Source organism: Streptococcus suis, from assembly GCF_016743335.1.
Taxonomy (GTDB): domain Bacteria; phylum Bacillota; class Bacilli; order Lactobacillales; family Streptococcaceae; genus Streptococcus; species Streptococcus suis_Y.
In genome coordinates, this window is the sequence record NZ_WCJE01000010.1 from 17,003 (window position 1) to 34,676 (window position 17,674).

The following is a 17,674-nucleotide window of genomic DNA, read 5'->3' on the forward strand; positions in this document are numbered from 1 at the left end:
TGTACAATTCAAACTTATTTATACTCTTCGAAAATCAAAATCAGACGTTGTTGACTTGATTTAATGAACTTCAGTTCTATCTGCATCTGCGTCGCCTAGTCTGTTTTTGATTTTCATTGAGTATTATATGGAGGAGTCTATGAAAAAGAAATCCGTTCAGAATATGAAACGAACAGGGATGCTAGAGAAGAAACAGATTTTTGGCATTCGTAAACTAAATGTAGGTGTAGCCTCTGTTGGGATTGCGGCTGCTCTGTTTTTAAGTGGAGCAGGTCAACTAGTGCAGGCAGAGGAAGTTGTCCTCCCTGCGTCAACTAGTTCAACGATTCTTTCGGAACAGGATGGCGGCGCGGTAGAAGCGACCACAACTGCGATAGAAGCTACAGATTCTATAGTAGCTGAAGCGACAGCGGTAACAGAAACAGCCGATGCAACTGCTCCAGAGGAAGCACCAATTGAAGAAGGTAGCATTCGTCTGCACTTTGAAAATGTAGATGAAACAGCACCAGGAAGTCAAGGACTTTGGACTTGGGGAGGAGTGGCAGAGCCGTCCGATGGTAATCAGTGGCCAACGGATACAGCGAATTTTTCAAGCAGTCAGGTAGATGACTACGGTCATTACGTTGATATTAAAAAATCTGAGACACCAGGAACGATTGGCTATCTGGTTCTCAAGAATGGGGAAAAAATAACAGAATCGGACCAAAAAGTGGAGCTTCTTGTTCCGGAACAAAATGAGGCTTGGATTGCTAGCGATTATACTGTTTCTAGCTATGAGCCACTCAAAGATGAAAATGTCCTCCGTATCAACTACACACGTGAAGACAACAATTATGAAGGTTGGGGCGTTTGGACTTGGGGCGATACGACTGAAGCAAGTAGCGGCTGGCCAGCAGGTGCCGTTGATTTTAAACTTGGCAAATACGGCGCCTATGTCGACATTCCCCTCTCGAACGGTTTAGATTCTAAGCTTGGATTTCTACTAATCAATCAGAATAATCCAGATCTTGCTGGCAATAAATCGATTGATTTAGCTTTTGCAGATCGTAAACGGCATAGCCAAATTTTCCTTCGCAATGACGACGACAAAGTCTATACCAATCCATATTTTATTGAAGAGAAAGTAGAACTCGATACAAGTAAAGCGACTCCGGGTACAAAAAATGTGACACTTGAGGCTAGTAGCAAAGCACCATTCAACTACAATGAAAGTGGCTTGGTATCTGTAACTGTCACCAATCCTGAAAATGCTGAGATTGTCAAAATGGAAGTTGATGCAAGTGCCATCGGCGGAGGTCTTGTGCCAATCTCTACTGAGCTCAATCGTGTGACCATTAAAGCGACATCTAGCACAACGCCAGGTACATATAGTCTTCCTGTAAAGGTCTATGACAAGGATAACGGCTACTATGAAACAAAATTAGATGTGACCATTATAGAGCGTATCAAGGCAGATGGTGAAAAAGACTGGGACGAGCAAGTCATCTACTTTATGATGACAGACCGTTTCTATAATGGAGACACCAGCAATGATAAGCTGGTGGAAGGAACGGTCACCAACCCACGCGGTCTTTACCAGGGCGGTGACTTCAAAGGAGTGACAGCCAAGCTGGACTATCTGAAAGAATTGGGTGTGGACTCTATCTGGTTGACTCCGATTGTGGAAAATATTCCACAGAATGTTGGTAGCGTAAAAGATGGAGAGTACTATGCTTATCATGGTTACTGGGCATCCAATTTTGAGAAACTAAATCCGCATTTGGGAAGTTTAGCTGATTTCCACGAATTGATTGATGCCGCGGCAGAAAAAGGAATAAACATTGTTGTCGATGTGGTTCTTAACCATGCTGGTTATGGTACAGAAGAAACCTTTGCAGGTATGGTACGGACTAAGGAAGAAGACAAGCAGGGAGATGATCAATTAGGCTCATTATCTGGATTACCAGACTTCAAGACAGAAGAAGTAGCTGTTCGCAATCAGTTGGTTGCTTGGCAGGCATCTTGGTTGGAACGTTCAACAACTGCCAAGGGCAACTCTATCTATGCTTTCCGTGTCGATACAGTCAAACACGTTGACGATACCACATGGCAACATTTCAAAAATGAATTGGTGGATAGAGACCCTGACTTCCACTTGATTGGGGAAACATGGGGAGCGAATTATAAGGATACCAAGGGTGACTTGGGTATCGGTACTATGGATAGCTTGTTGGACTTTGGCTTCAAGGATATTGCCAAATATCTAGTCAATGGTCAACTAAAAGCAGCTGGAAAAGAGCTGGAAGAACGTAGCAAGGTTCTGACTAGTGCAGCTTCTCTAGGTCAATTCTTGGGCAGTCATGACGAAGATGGTTTCCTCTACAGTCTCGGTGGTGCAGAAAAAGAAGGAAATCTGGATAAACTGAAATTGGCTGCCAGTCTCTTGATTACTGCAAAAGGCCAGCCAGTCATCTACTACGGTGAAGAATTGGGGCAATCTGGACAAAACAACTGGCCAGTTTATGACAACCGGTACGATTTCGATTGGAGCAAGGTAGAGACAAGTGACATAGAGGACCATTACCAAAAATTGTTGGCTTTCCGTAATGCCAATTCAACATTGCTCTCACGTGGTGATACAAGCACCCTTGCTGGAAATGATAGCCAAGGTTGGCTTATCAGCAAACGCAGTTACCAAGATCAAGCTGCCTATCTTGTCTTCTCAACCAATACCGAGAGCAAGGAAATGGCGATTGAAGTATCTGGTAAAGATGTGGTTGTTACAGATGCCTACACAGGAAAAACGTATCAAGCTATCGAGAAAGACGGTAAATGGGTTGTTCAAGTCGAACTTCCGACTATGGCTCAAGGTGGCACCATGCTCCTTCAGACTCAAGCAGGTGACATCGTCAATGCAAGTGTGCAAGGAGCAACTGAAGAACCAATTGAAGCAGGCTACTTACGTGTTCACTTTAAAACTCTACCATCTGATAATTTATCTAGTCTAGGTTTATGGACATGGGATGATGTCGAAAAACCATCGTCAGATGTTGGTGCCTGGCCAATAGGTGCAACCAATTTCAGCACGGCTAAACAGGATGACTATGGCTATTATCTGGATATCAAGATGAAAGATGAAACGGCCAGCAAGATTAGTCTGTTGATTAATAACACTTCTGGTGAGAACATCACAGGTGATAAGACAATTGAACGGATTAGCACCAAGATGAATGAAGCTTGGTTTGATGAAAACTACCAACTCAGCCTTTATCAACCGCTTAAAGAAGGCTACATCCGTATCAATTACTCCCGTACCGATGGCAATTATGATCAAAAAGGTCTCTGGATCTGGGGAGATGTGACTGATGTTGCCTTGGGTGACTGGCCAAATGGTATTGATTTTGAAAACCAAGGCAAGTATGGTGCCTATATCGATGTTAAATTGACAGATTTACCAAGTTCCATTGGCTTCCTGCTATTGGATGAAAGCAAGTCAGGAGATGATGTGAAGATTCAGCAGAAAGATTATAGCTTTAAAGATTTGAAAAATCAGACACAAATCTTCCTCAAGGATGATGATGCGACTATTTACACCAACCCTTATTTTGTCAACAATGTCCGTGTGACAGGTGTTTCTCACGTTAGCCTAACAGCTTTAGAAGCAGCCTTTACAACGCTGGAAGGTGCGGATAAGGATAGCATCTTGGAGAAATTGTCTGTAACAGATAAAAATGGCCAGACAGTTGCTGTGACGGACCTTGTCTTGGACCTTGCTAGCAACAAGCTGCGAGTCCTCGGGGATTTCAACCAAGAAAATGCGGGCTATACCCTCAAATATGGCACTGATAGCTTCACAACAACTATGAGCTGGCAATTGAAGGATGAGCTCTATGCTTACGATGGAGAACTTGGTGCGCGTGTGCGTCAGGCTGGTAGTGTCGTTGATATGACTCTCTGGTCTCCAAGTGCAGACAGTGTAGCAGTTGTTCTTTATGATAAGGATGACCAGTCTAAGGTGGTCGGCAAATTGGCCATGACCAAGGGCGATAAGGGACAATGGGACCTCGAATTGAACAGTCAATCAGGTCTTGGTATCGCGGACTATCGTGGTTACTACTACCATTATGAAATCACTCGTGGAGATCAAGCTGTTCTGGTCTTGGACCCATATGCTAAGTCTTTAGCTGAGTGGAATAGTGATTTGGCAGATACAGATCCATCTTATCGGATTGCAAAAGCTGCGATTGTGGATCCATCAGAAGTTGGTTCAAGTGGCTTGGGCTATGCCACAATTCCTAACTTCAATCAGCGTGAAGATGCCATTATCTATGAAGCCCATGTTCGTGACTTCACATCAGACCCTGCTATTTCTGATGAATTGACAGCTCAGTTCGGTACCTTTGCGGCCTTTGCAGAGCGACTCAGCTACCTTAAAGACTTGGGTGTGACCCATATTCAGCTGCTCCCAGTTATGAGCTACTATTATGTCAATGAATTGAAAAATGCAGAGCGGATGAGCGAGTACGCTTCTAGCAACAGCAACTACAACTGGGGCTATGATCCACAGAGCTACTTTGCCTTTACAGGTATGTATTCTACAGATCCGACCGATCCAATGAAACGCATCGAAGAGTTCAAAAACCTGGTCAATGAAATCCACAAACAAGGCATGGGTGTGATTTTGGATGTGGTCTATAACCACACTTCTAAGACCTTCTTGTTTGAAGATTTAGAGCCAAACTATTACCACTTCATGGAGGCAGATGGTACGGCTAAATCAAGCTTTGGTGGTGGTCGTCTGGGAACTACTCACTACATGAGCCGTCGTGTCTTAGTTGATTCCATCAAGTATCTTGTGGATGAGTTTAAGGTAGATGGTTTCCGCTTCGATATGATGGGTGACCATGATGCCGAAGCAATTGAGCTGGCCTTTACTGAAGCTCAAAAACTCAATCCAAACATTATTATGCTTGGTGAAGGATGGAGAACCTTTACAGGTGATGCCAATCAGCCTGTTCAGCCAGCGGACCAAGACTGGATGAGTTCAACAGATACTGTTGCGGTATTCTCAGATGAGATTCGTAACACACTTAAATCTGGTTATCCAAACGAAGGTCAGCCAGCCTTTATCACAGGCGGTGCTAAGAGTGTTGAGTCTGTCTTCAATAACATCAAGGCACAACCAGGCAACTTCTTGGCAGATGATCCAGGTGATGTGATCCAATATATTGCTGCGCATGATAACTTGACCCTATTTGATATTATCGCTCAGTCCATCAAGAAGGATCCATCAATCGCTGAAAACTATACTGAAATTCACCAACGTCAACGCTTGGGTAATTTGCTAGTCTTGACTGCTCAAGGGACACCGTTTATCCATTCTGGTCAGGAGTATGGACGGACCAAACAGTTCCGCCATCCTGATTACAAGGAGCCAGTTACAGAGGACAAGGTACCAAACAAAGCTCATTTGTTGACAAATGCTGATGGTACACCATTTGATTACCCATACTACATTCATGATTCTTACGATTCATCGGATGCAGTCAACAAGTTTGACTGGACCAAAGCGACAGATGAGGCGCTCTATCCAGAGAATACCCGTACTCAGGCCTTTACAAAAGGATTGATTGCCTTGCGCAAATCAACAGATGCCTTCCGTTTGGGAACAAAAGAAGAAGTTGAACAGAAGGTTAGCTTGATTTCAATTCCAGGTCAAAATGGCATTGCCAAAAATGATGTGGTCATTGCCTATCAAACCATTGCAAGCAACGGTGATCGATATGCTGTCTTTGTTAACGCCGACAGCAAGGAGCGCAGCTTTGTTCTTTCTGATAGTTACAAAGAATTGCTTAAGGGGCAAGTGCTAGTCGATGGTAAGCGGGCTGGAATAGTAGCGCTGACTGATTTGGTAGGTGTGACATTGACAGATGATGCAGTTGTGCTTGCACCGTTGACTGCAACGGTGATTCGCTTGCCTTACATCACTACGGCAGTTCCAGATATAGCGCCTACTGCTGAAGAAAAACCAAGTCTAGACTTTACTACCAAGGAACGTACAGAGGAAAAAATTCTTCCTATCGTAGAGGAAATTCGCTATGATGCAAGTCTTGCAAAAGGTCAATCTTATGTGCTTCAAGAAGGTAAGGCAGGTAAGCGAGTCTTGGTTTATCAAGATGTCTTGGTTGACGGCAAGGTAGCAGCAACAAATCTGTTATCAGAAACAGTTGTTGATAGCGAAACACGTATTGTTGTGAAAGGCAGTATGGAGGCTAAGAAAGAGGCTGAAAAACCAAGTCTCTCTACTCCACCAGCTCAAGTGTCTGGACAAACTACAAGTACATCAACCAAAGAAAGCCTACCAGCTACAGGTGACCATCAAAGTGATTTGGCACTTCTAAGTCTCGGACTTGCTGGACTTGGTTTGACAGTTGCTGCGCAAGGAAGAACTAAAAAATCAGAAGAATAGTATGCTTTCCTCCCAAGAGGTTAGGGACCCTATGGTTCTTGACCTCTTTTTTATTTTGTGGGCAGAAACCAAATCGTCTTTTAAATTTTACGATTTAGAAGTAGTCAATAAAAACTTTGGTAAATAGTCCAAGAGTGAACACAAGCCTGTGCTTTATTTGGTCTTTTTGTTTCCGCTTACATAACTTATAATAAAACCATAAAAATCATTTCAAAAAAGGAGAATGAAAAATGGATTTCCTTCAAACCCCATTAAACTGGTTCTCACAGAATATCCTGCAGAATCCAGCCTTCTTCGTAGGTCTTTTGGTATTGGTGGGCTATGCCCTCTTAAAGAAAAAGCCTCATGATGTTTTTGCAGGGTTTATCAAAGCGACGGTTGGCTACATGATTTTGAACGTAGCTGCTGGAGGCTTGGTAACAACCTTCCGTCCAATCTTGGCAGCCTTGAACCACAAGTTCCAAATCGATGCGGCAGTTATTGACCCTTACTTCGGTCTTGCGGCAGCAAACGGAAAAATTGCTGAAGAGTTTCCTGATTTCGTATCGGCAGCTACAACAGCTCTCTTGATTGGTTTCGGTGTCAACATCCTCTTGGTGGCACTACGTAAGGTTACCAAAGTACGTACTCTGTTCATCACTGGACACATCATGGTACAACAAGCGGCAACAGTCTCATTGATGGTGCTCTTCCTTATCCCGGCTCTTCGCAATCAATTTGGTACAGCAGCGATTGGTATCATCTGTGGTATTTACTGGGCTGTCAGCTCAAACATGACAGTTGAGCCAACCCAACGATTGACAGGTGGCGGTGGATTTGCCATCGGTCACCAACAACAATTCGCAATCTGGTTTGTCGATAAGATTGCACCAAAACTTGGTAAAAAAGAAGAAAACTTGGATAACTTGAAGCTACCTAGCTTCCTCAACATCTTCCACGATACAGTTGTTGCTTCAGCGACATTGATGCTTGTGTTCTTCGGTGTGATTTTGTTCATCTTGGGTCCAGAAATCATGGCAAACCCAGAAGTGATCACTTCAGGTGCTCCATACAACCCAGCCAAACAAGATTTCTTCATGTATGTTTTACAAACAGCCTTCACCTTCTCAGTATATCTTTTCATTTTGATGCAAGGTGTCCGCATGTTCGTAGCAGAATTGACAAATGCCTTCCAAGGTATCTCAAGCAAATTGCTTCCTGGTTCATTCCCAGCGGTGGACGTTGCAGCTTCTTACGGCTTTGGTTCATCTAACGCAGTTCTTTCAGGTTTTGCTTTCGGTTTAATCGGTCAGTTGATTACAATCGTTCTCTTGATTGTCTTCAAGAGCCCAATCCTCATCATCACTGGTTTTGTACCTGTATTCTTCGATAACGCAGCTATCGCAGTTTACGCTGACAAACGTGGTGGTTGGAAAGCAGCAGCCATCCTTTCTTTCATCTCAGGTGTCCTTCAAGTTGCCCTTGGTGCAGTCTGCGTCGGCTTGCTTGAATTGAGCGGTGGTTACCACGGAAACATTGACTTTGAAGTGCCATGGTTACCATTTGGATTTGCATTTAAGTACCTAGGTATTGCTGGTTATGTTCTTGTCTGCCTCTTCTTATTGGCTATTCCGCAACTTCAATTTGCGAAAGCAAAAGATAAGGAAGCTTACTATCGCGGTGAGGCGCAAGCGGACTAACATCGTCATCCAGTTTATCTTTTATTACTTGGTTCATTAAGAAAAACAACAAAATATATTTTATAAAAAACAAGGAGAAAATAAGATGGTTAAAGTTTTAACAGCCTGTGGAAACGGCATGGGTTCATCTATGGTCATCAAGATGAAGGTAGAAAACGCCCTTCGTCAACTTGGCGTAACAGATTTTCAATCAGCTTCTTGCTCAGTCGGTGAAGCAAAAGGTTTAGCGGCAGGATATGATATCGTAGTTGCTTCAAATCACTTGATTTCTGAGTTGGAAGGTCGCACGAAAGGTCATTTGGTTGGTCTTGATAACCTCATGGACGACAACGAAATCAAAACAAAATTACAAGCAGTGCTATAAATAGTCGTTAGGGGTAGGGAGTCTCCCTCCCCCTTTCATATAGCGTGTAGAAGGGAAAAACTATGAATTTACAAAAATCATTTACGGAAAATAATTCCATTCGCTTGGGATTGACAGCGGAAACCTGGCAGGAAGCTGTTCACAAGGCTGTTGAGCCCTTGATTGAAAGTGGTGCTGCGACAGAAGAATACTATGATGCCATCATTGCATCGACAGAAGAATATGGTCCCTATTATGTGCTCATGCCAGGTATGGCTATGCCACATGCCCAGGCTGGTGTCGGTGTTTTGAAAGATTCCTTTGCCTTGATTACCTTGACAAAACCAGTAGCCTTTTCAGACGGTAAGGAAGTTTCCGTCCTCTTGACCTTGGCTGCGACAGATCCAAAAATCCATACTTCAGTAGCTATTCCGCAGATTATCGCCCTCTTCGAATTGGAAAATTCAATCGAGCGTTTGATTGCCTGCAAAACTCCAGAAGAAGTATTGGCAATGGTGGAAGAATCAAAAAATAGCCCATATTTAGAAGGTTTAGACTTGGATAGCTAGGAGGAAGAAAAGATGACAAAACATATCCCAAATTTACAGGTTGCATTGGATCACTCAGATTTGCAGGGAGCGATTAAGGCAGCTGTGTCTGTTGGTCATGAAGTTGACGTGATTGAAGCAGGTACGGTTTGCTTGCTCCAAGTTGGTAGCGAATTGGTGGAAGTTCTTCGCAGCCTTTTCCCAGACAAGATTATCGTTGCAGATACCAAGTGTGCGGATGCTGGTGGTACGGTGGCTAAAAACAATGCCGTTCGTGGTGCGGACTGGATGACTTGTATTTGTTCTGCGACCATTCCAACCATGGAAGCTGCTTTGAAGGCTATCAAGGAAGTGCGTGGTGACAAGGGTGAAATCCAAATCGAGCTCTACGGTGATTGGACGTTTGAACAGGCTCAACTCTGGTTGGACGCAGGTATTTCCCAAGCGATTTACCACCAATCTCGTGACGCCCTTCTTGCTGGCGAAACGTGGGGCGAAAAAGACCTCAATAAAGTGAAAAAATTGGTTGACATGGGCTTCCGTGTTTCTGTAACAGGTGGTCTTGATGTGGATACACTCAAACTCTTTGAGGGTGTAGAAGTCTTCACCTTTATCGCAGGTCGCGGTATTACAGAAGCAGCAGATCCAGCAGCAGCGGCACGTGAATTCAAAGACGAAATCCGTCGTATCTGGGGGTAAAGCCTATGGTACGACCAATCGGAATATATGAAAAGGCAACGCCCAAGCATTTTACATGGAAGGAACGCTTGGAGTTTGCCAAAGAATTAGGTTTCGACTTTGTGGAGATGTCGGTGGATGAGAGCGATGCTCGTTTGGCTCGTTTGGAATGGACCAAGGAAGAGCGTTTAGACTTGGTCAAGGCTATCTATGAAACAGGTGTCCGCATTCCGACCATTTGTTTCTCAGGTCACCGTCGCTACCCGCTTGGCTCCAATGACCCTGCTCTCGAAGCCAAGTCCCTAGAAATCATGAAACAGTGTATCGAACTAGCTCAGGACTTGGGTGTCCGTGTCATCCAGTTGGCTGGTTACGATGTTTACTATGAGGAAAAATCGCCTGAAACTAGAGAACGTTTCATCAAGAATCTCCGCAAGGCTTGCGACTGGGCAGAACAGGCTCAGGTCATGTTGGCCATCGAGATTATGGATGATCCATTTATCAACTCCATTGAAAAATACCTAGCCGTTGAAAAAGAAATCGACTCGCCTTATCTCTTTGTCTATCCAGATACTGGAAACGTCTCTGCTTGGCACAATGACATTTACAGCGAATTTTACCTAGGACATCGCTCTATTGCAGCCCTTCACTTGAAAGACACTTATGCGGTAACCGAGAACTCCAAAGGTCAATTCCGCGATGTACCATTCGGTCAGGGCTGTGTGGACTGGGATAATATGTTTGCAGTATTGAAAAAGACCAACTACCAAGGTCCATTCTTGATTGAAATGTGGTCAGAGAATTGTGAAACGGTTGAGGAAACACGAGCAGCGATTAAAGAGGCACAGGATTTCCTCTATCCATTGATTGAGAAAGCGGGGTTGAACTAATGCCAAAAGATTTACAGGAAATGCGCCAACGGGTCTATGAAGCCAATATCGCTCTACCTGCCCACGGTCTTGTCAAATTCACCTGGGGAAATGTATCAGAAGTCTGCCGTGAACTTGGTCGCATCGTTATCAAGCCTTCTGGTGTAGATTACGAAAAATTGTCACCAGAAAACATGGTCGTTACGGACTTGGATGGAAATGTGGTAGAAGGCGATCTCAACCCATCTTCTGACTTGGCGACCCACGTTGCCCTCTACAAGGCTTGGCCAAATGTACACGCGGTTGTCCATACGCATTCGACAGAAGCAGTGGGTTGGGCTCAGGCTGGTCGTGACATTCCATTTTATGGAACAACGCACGCAGACTATTTCTACGGTCCGGTACCATGTGCCCGTTCTTTGACGGCTGAGGAAGTGAATTCTGCCTATGAAAAAGAAACAGGCTCAGTCATCATTGAGGAATTTGAGCGCCGTGGCATTGACCCAGTTGCTGTTCCGGGTATTGTTGTCCGAAACCATGGGCCATTTACTTGGGGCAAGGATCCTGCTCAGGCGGTTTACCATAGTGTTGTACTTGAAGAAGTTGCTCGGATGAACCGCTACACAGAGCAAATCAATCCACGGGTGGAACCAGCACCAAGCTATATCATGGACAAGCACTATCTCCGTAAGCACGGTCCAAATGCCTACTACGGACAAAAAGGTGATGAACATTAAGTTCTTGTGTGAAAAAAAGTAGGGAAAAGTAGCAGACTCCCCAAAAAGGAGAACTGCTTTTTCTCTTTTGATGAGGAGAAAGATGAGAAAGTTTTTACAAGATAGTCTGACAGAGGTTGCCTACTATCTGGAGTTGATTTTATCAGCCATTTTAGGATTAGCCCTACTAGCATTGTCAGGTTTGTTGTTGGCGGATTTAGTTGGTTCACTGACGGGTGGTATTCAAGCGGATAACTTTATCCAGAGTTTTTTAAGCAAGGCTATGACTTTGGCAGTCGGGGTCGAATTCATCAAAATGCTTTGCAAACAATCGCCTAGTACTGTCATCGAGGTGCTCTTGGTTGCCATTGCCCGTCAACTGATTGTGGAACATGGGTCTAGTATGGATTACCTGATTGGTATTGCGTCGGTTGCTATCTTATTTGCTGTGAGAAAGTACCTCTTTACCCAGTTTGATGACTCTAATAATATCATCATGCGGGCCAGCCAGAAGGTTAAGGTTGCCAACATCATTGCACGGGTAAAAATTCCTAGTGAAGGCAGTGAAACCCTGCGTGAATTTGTGACCCGAAAACTCAATGAAGAAGAAAAAACCATTGCCATCGGTGCCTGCGTCTATCTGAAAAATGTAGCACTGCGGATTGACAATATGCATGGAGATTTGATTACACGGGTGGAGATTATCAAGAGCATCTATTGACAGATAAAAAACGCTACATATTTATATAATTGTTAGAATCTATATTATAAATATGTTAAGATAGAAAGAGAGGAGGGAAAAACGGTGTTACTAGATAAAAGCAGTTGTGCCTTATTGCGTCATTTGATTGGTATCCAAGAGCCAGAAACCATTATGGCTATTTCCAAGGAATTGCAACAATCGCGTAGAAAAATCTATTATCATTTAGAAAAAATCAATGCTGCCTTTCCAGACCATGTTGAGCCAATCGAAAGTCTACCTCGGATCGGAATCCGTTTGTCCGAAGAGCAAAAGCAAGCCTGTCGTCAACTCTTAGATTCCATTGATTCCTATAGCTATATTATGAATATGGATGAGCGGATGCAGTTGATGCTCCTTTATATCTGCATTGCACACGAACGAATTACCTTGGAAAAATTGATGGATCTGACAGAGGTTTCGCGAAATACCGTTCTCAATGATCTAAATGAAATCCGTAGTCGATTGAGTAAGGAACAGTATCAGATGACCCTCTATGTTTCTAAGTCACAAGGGTACGATCTGGCCTGTCATCCCTTGACAAAAATCCAGTATATCCACTCTCTACTCTATAGTTTGTTCACAGAATCGAGCAAGAGTTTTGTCAGCATTTTGGAAGACAAGGTTAGTCTTTTCAGTGGTTGCCAGTCCCTTTTTTCAAAAGATTTGGCCCAGTTTTTGTCCCACCAGGTATATGGTATTGAAAAAGATCTTGGTAAGAAAATCAATCGTTCTGAAATTGAACTGATGCTCAAGATTCTACCCTATATGTTGCTAACTTATCTCAATATGAGTTTGGAGCAAGAGGAGAAGGATGCGATTGTCCGAGAATTCGCCTTGGTCTATGAACGGATTGAGTACGGGGTTGCCCAAAAAATCAGTCAATCCCTAGATGAGCAGTTTGGCCTTGATTTGGACGAGATAGAGGTGTCGCTAATCGCCGTCTTGCTCTTATCCTATCGCAAGGACCGGGATGCCCATGTTACTAGCCAGGATTTTGCGGATTTGAAGAAGATTGTCGATGTCTTCATCCGTCATTTTGAGTTACATTCAGATTTTGAATTGGAGAAAAAAGAGGAGCTAGCCCATGATTTGCTGGCTCACTGCAAGGCCATGCTATTTCGTAAAACTTACGGGATTTTATCGCGCAATCCTTTGGTTGATCAAATTCGCTACAAGTATGATACTCTTTTTCGATTGACAAAATCTTCTAGTCATATTCTGGAAGAAGCCTGGCAAATCCAGTTGACAGATGAGGATATTGCTTATCTCACGGTGCATTTGGGTGGAGCCCTTCGTCGAAGCAGTAGTCGAAAGCTGACCAGTCCGACTGTCTTTCTTATCTGTGATGAGGGAGTTTCTGTGCAGAAATTGTTGATGAAACAATGTCAGCACCACCTACCTGAAAAAACCATCTCTGCCGTCTTTACAACAGAGCAATTTAAGAGCGTGGAAGACCTGTTGGAGGTGGACTTCTTGATTTCGACCAATGAAGTGACGGATACGGATTTGCCTGTGATACAAGTCCATCCGATTCTGGATTTTGATGATGTCTTGCGTTTGATTCATTTTGCCAAATACCGCAATCTGACAGACAGTCAAAAAGGTTTTGCCATAGAATTGGACAAACTCCTAGCGTCATATGTTGAAAATGGCCAGGAAGCCCTGGAATTGAAACAGCGTTTGCAAAATCTGATTGCCAATGAATTATTGGCAAGCTTAGCTAGTTCCGATTTGGAAACAGATTTGTATTAGCCATCTGCGTGCAAAAGTCCAAATGTGAACACAAGCCTGTGTTTTATTTGGTCTTTTTTTTGTGACCTTTTGCGCATATACTAGAAGCATAGAAACACAATCAGCCTTATAGGAGGAATGAAAAATGGCTAAAGTTCAAGATATTACAAGAGAATCCTGGATTCTTTCAACCTTCCCAGAATGGGGAACTTGGCTCAATGAAGAAATTGAAGAAGAAGTAGTGCCAGAAGGCAACTTTGCTATGTGGTGGTTAGGCAACTGTGGTGTCTGGATTAAGACGCCTGGCGGAGCTAACGTGGTTATGGACCTGTGGTCATCTCGTGGTAAGTCTACTAAAAAAGTGAAAGACATGGTTTGGGGACACCAAATGGCTAACATGGCCGGCGTCCGTAAATTGCAACCAAACTTGCGTGTGCAGCCAATGGTTATCGATCCATTTGCCATCAATGAATTGGACTACTACCTAGTATCGCACGTCCACAGTGACCACATGGACATCAGCACAGCTGCTGCCATCATCAACAATCCAAAGTTGGACCATGTCAAATTTGTCGGTCCAGTTGAAAGTGGCGATATCTGGGAAAAATGGGGTGTACCCGCTGACCGTATTATCCGTATCGCACCAGGCGATAGTTTTGAATTCAAAGACATCAAGGTCCACGCAGTAGAGTCCTTCGACCGTACTTGCTTGGTGACCTTGCCAATCGAAGGCTACGAAGAAAACGGTGGCAAACTAGCAGGACTTCCTGTGACAGATGAACTCATGGCTCGCAAGGCAGTCAACTATGTCTTTGAAACACCTGGCGGAACCATCTACCACGGTGCAGACTCCCACTTCTCAAACTACTTTGCAAAACACGGTCGTGACTTCAACATCGACGTTGCTATCAACAACTACGGTGACAACCCAATCGGTATCCAAGACAAGATGACCTCAATCGACCTTCTCCGTATGGCAGAAAACTTGCGTGCTAAGGTTATTATCCCTGTTCACTATGATATCTGGTCTAACTTCATGGCGTCAACAGATGAAATCTTGCAGCTCTGGAAAATGCGTAAGGAACGCTTGCAATATGATTTCCATCCATTCATCTGGGAAGTTGGTGGCAAGTACACCTATCCACTTGACAAAGACCGCATTGAATACCATCACCCACGTGGCTTTGACGACTGTTTCTTGGAAGATTCGAACATTCAATTCAAGGCCTTGCTATAAGAAGATAAGAGGGGCGGGACGAAAGTCCTGCCTTTTGAAACAGACATAGAAAACGCTTTATGGTATAATGAAACCATGACTTTATTAAAGGAGAATAAGATGTCACAACTTTCAGTAAACGCAATTCGTTTCCTTGGTATCGACGCCATTGAAAAATCAAAATCTGGCCACCCAGGTGTTGTCATGGGTGCGGCACCAATGGCCTATAGCTTGTTCACTAAAGAACTCCGTATCAACCCTGCTCAACCAAACTGGATCAACCGCGACCGCTTTATCTTGTCAGCAGGACACGGCTCTATGTTGCTTTACGGACTTCTTCACCTTTCAGGTTTTGAAGAAGTAAGCATGGACGAAATCAAAAACTTCCGTCAGTGGGGTTCAAAAACACCAGGTCACCCAGAATTTGGTCACACAGCAGGTGTAGATGCAACAACAGGTCCTCTTGGACAAGGGATCTCAACTGCGACAGGTTTTGCGCAAGCAGAGCGTTTCCTAGCAGCTAAGTACAACCGTGATGGTTTCCCAATCTTCGACCACTATACATATGTAATCTGTGGCGATGGCGACTTGATGGAGGGTGTTTCTGCAGAAGCGGCTTCTTATGCAGGTCTTCAAAAATTAGAAAAACTCATTGTTCTTTATGATTCAAACGACATCAACTTGGATGGTGAAACAAAAGATTCCTTCACAGAAGATGTGCGCGCTCGCTACAATGCTTATGGCTGGCATACAGACCTCGTAACAGACGGAACAGATGTGGATGCCATCTTTGCTGCTATTGAAAAAGCTAAGGCAGCAGGTAAGCCATCTCTTATCGAAATCAAGACTGTTATCGGTCATGGTTCGCCAAACAAACAAGGTACAAATGCTGTTCATGGTGCTCCACTTGGTGCAGAAGAAACAGAAGCAACTCGTAAGGCGCTTGATTGGAACTATGGTCCATTTGAAATCCCAGCTGAAGTCTATGCGGACTTCAAAGCTAATGTAGCTGATCGCGGTGCAGCAGCCTACGATGCTTGGGTGAAATTAGTTGAAGACTACAAAGTAGCTCATCCAGAATTAGCTGCAGAAGTAACAGCTATCTTGGAAGGTCGTGATGTAGTCGAAATCAAGCCAGAAGACTTCCCGATTTACGAAAATGGCTTCTCACAAGCAACTCGTAACTCATCACAAGATGCCCTCAACGCAGCGGCTAAGGTCTTGCCAACTTTCCTCGGTGGTTCAGCTGACTTGGCTCACTCAAACATGACCTATATCAAGGAAGATGGTTTGCAAGATTCAGTAAATCCACTCAACCGCAACATCCAATTTGGTGTGCGTGAATTTGCTATGGGTACTATCTTGAACGGTATGGCAGCCCACGGCGGACTTCATGTCTATGGTGGTACCTTCTTCGTCTTCTCAGATTATGTAAAAGCAGCAGTTCGTTTGTCAGCTCTTCAAGGACTTCCTGTGACTTATGTCTTCACTCATGACTCTATCGCAGTTGGTGAAGATGGACCAACTCACGAGCCGATTGAGCACTTGGCAGGACTTCGTGCTATGCCAAACCTCAATGTCTTCCGTCCAGCAGATGCGCGTGAAACGCAGGCAGCTTGGTACTTGTCATTGACTAGCAAGTCTACACCATCAGCCCTTGTTCTCACTCGTCAAAACTTGACAGTTGAAGAAGGAACAGACTTTGACAAGGTTGCTAAAGGTGCTTATGTAGTTTATGAAGTAGCAGGTTTTGACACAATCCTTCTTGCATCAGGTTCAGAAGTGAACTTGGCTGTTAAAGCTGCCAAAGAACTAGAAGCAGCTGGTACAAAAGTTCGTGTGGTTTCTGTACCATCAACTGAGCTCTTCGATGCTCAAGACGCAGCTTACAAGGAAGAGATTCTTCCAAATGCTATCCGTCGTCGCTTGGCCATTGAAATGGGTGCAACTCAAAGTTGGTACAAGTATGTCGGTCTTGATGGTAAAGTCCTTGGTATCGACACATTCGGTGCCTCTGCTCCAGCCCAAACAGTTATTGACAACTACGGCTTCACTGTAGAAAACGTCGTGAAATTGGTTGGAGAATTGTAATAGAGACTGTACAGACAGCCCCTCGGGGCTGTTTTCTGTTATAATAATTTTATGAACTATACACAAGAAGAAAAAGAATATTTTATGTCTCAGGCCTTGATTGAGGCTGAAAAATCGTTGGAGAAGGATGAAATTCCAATTGGTTGTGTGATTGTCAAGGATGGAGAGATTATTGGTCGCGGACACAATGCCCGTGAGGAACTCAATCAGGCAATCATGCATGCCGAAGTCATGGCCATCCAAGAAGCCAATCGAGTGGAAGGGAATTGGCGATTGCTGGATACGACCCTCTTTGTGACCATTGAACCCTGTGTCATGTGTAGCGGTGCTATTGGCTTGGCTCGTATTCCCCAGGTGGTGTACGGTGCTACCAACCAAAAGTTTGGTGCGGCAGGCAGTCTCTATGATATTTTGACAGATGAGCGACTCAACCATCGTGTCAAGGTAGAAACAGGTATTTTAGAAGCGGAATGTGCCAATATCATGCAAGATTTTTTCAGACAACGCAGAGAAAGTCAGAAGGCTGCTAAACTTATCATGAAGACGCAAGAGGAAGCGACTTCGGATAGCTAGTTTACACTCTAAACTTGCACTTTAGTCAATTTGTGTTATA

12 protein-coding genes are annotated in these 17,674 nt (G+C 44.0%); all 12 read left to right on the top strand.

The features are described 5' to 3' along the window. Positions 1 to 139: 139 nt before the first annotated feature. The 12 genes from F9856_RS04415 (at position 140) to tadA (ending at position 17,634) form a co-directional block, all read left to right on the top strand. Positions 140 to 6,448, top strand: a complete 6,309-nt coding sequence (locus F9856_RS04415) for a pullulanase (RefSeq protein WP_202105875.1) — start codon at positions 140 to 142, stop codon at positions 6,446 to 6,448. Between the two features lie 230 nt (positions 6,449 to 6,678). After that, positions 6,679 to 8,127: a PTS sugar transporter subunit IIC gene (locus F9856_RS04420; RefSeq protein ID WP_099811511.1), complete on the top strand. Its 1,449-nt coding sequence runs from the start codon at positions 6,679 to 6,681 to the stop codon at positions 8,125 to 8,127. A gap of 85 nt (positions 8,128 to 8,212) precedes the next feature. Further along, a complete protein-coding gene (locus tag F9856_RS04425) occupies positions 8,213 to 8,491 on the top strand; it encodes a PTS sugar transporter subunit IIB (protein WP_009910950.1) in 279 nt (92 codons plus the stop codon). A 62-nt stretch (positions 8,492 to 8,553) separates the two neighbouring features. Continuing rightward, a complete protein-coding gene (locus F9856_RS04430; protein ID WP_024377629.1) occupies positions 8,554 to 9,039 on the top strand; it encodes a PTS sugar transporter subunit IIA in 486 nt (161 codons plus the stop codon). A gap of 12 nt (positions 9,040 to 9,051) precedes the next feature. Then, positions 9,052 to 9,717: a 3-keto-L-gulonate-6-phosphate decarboxylase UlaD gene (locus F9856_RS04435; protein WP_024377630.1), complete on the top strand. Its 666-nt coding sequence runs from the start codon at positions 9,052 to 9,054 to the stop codon at positions 9,715 to 9,717. A gap of 5 nt (positions 9,718 to 9,722) precedes the next feature. Beyond that, complete coding sequence (locus F9856_RS04440) at positions 9,723 to 10,586, top strand: L-ribulose-5-phosphate 3-epimerase (RefSeq protein ID WP_202105876.1); 864 nt, start codon at positions 9,723 to 9,725, stop codon at positions 10,584 to 10,586. After that, positions 10,586 to 11,302 carry an L-ribulose-5-phosphate 4-epimerase gene (locus tag F9856_RS04445; RefSeq protein WP_002939883.1) on the top strand — a complete coding sequence of 239 codons (717 nt, stop codon included), beginning with the start codon at positions 10,586 to 10,588 and terminating at the stop codon, positions 11,300 to 11,302. The genes F9856_RS04440 and F9856_RS04445 overlap by 1 nt, the downstream gene beginning before the upstream one ends. A gap of 82 nt (positions 11,303 to 11,384) precedes the next feature. Further along, positions 11,385 to 12,002, top strand: coding sequence for a phosphate-starvation-inducible PsiE family protein (locus tag F9856_RS04450; protein ID WP_024377632.1), 618 nt, complete (start codon positions 11,385 to 11,387; stop codon positions 12,000 to 12,002). A gap of 84 nt (positions 12,003 to 12,086) precedes the next feature. After that, positions 12,087 to 13,775, top strand: a complete 1,689-nt coding sequence (locus tag F9856_RS04455; protein ID WP_105154650.1) for a BglG family transcription antiterminator — start codon at positions 12,087 to 12,089, stop codon at positions 13,773 to 13,775. A gap of 124 nt (positions 13,776 to 13,899) precedes the next feature. Further along, a complete protein-coding gene (gene ulaG, locus F9856_RS04460; protein WP_024376139.1) occupies positions 13,900 to 14,991 on the top strand; it encodes an L-ascorbate 6-phosphate lactonase in 1,092 nt (363 codons plus the stop codon). A 99-nt stretch (positions 14,992 to 15,090) separates the two neighbouring features. Next, complete coding sequence (gene tkt / locus F9856_RS04465) at positions 15,091 to 17,061, top strand: transketolase (protein WP_202105878.1); 1,971 nt, start codon at positions 15,091 to 15,093, stop codon at positions 17,059 to 17,061. 51 nt (positions 17,062 to 17,112) lie between these two features. Further along, positions 17,113 to 17,634, top strand: a complete 522-nt coding sequence (gene tadA, locus F9856_RS04470; RefSeq protein WP_125070072.1) for a tRNA adenosine(34) deaminase TadA — start codon at positions 17,113 to 17,115, stop codon at positions 17,632 to 17,634. Positions 17,635 to 17,674 lie beyond the last annotated feature (40 nt).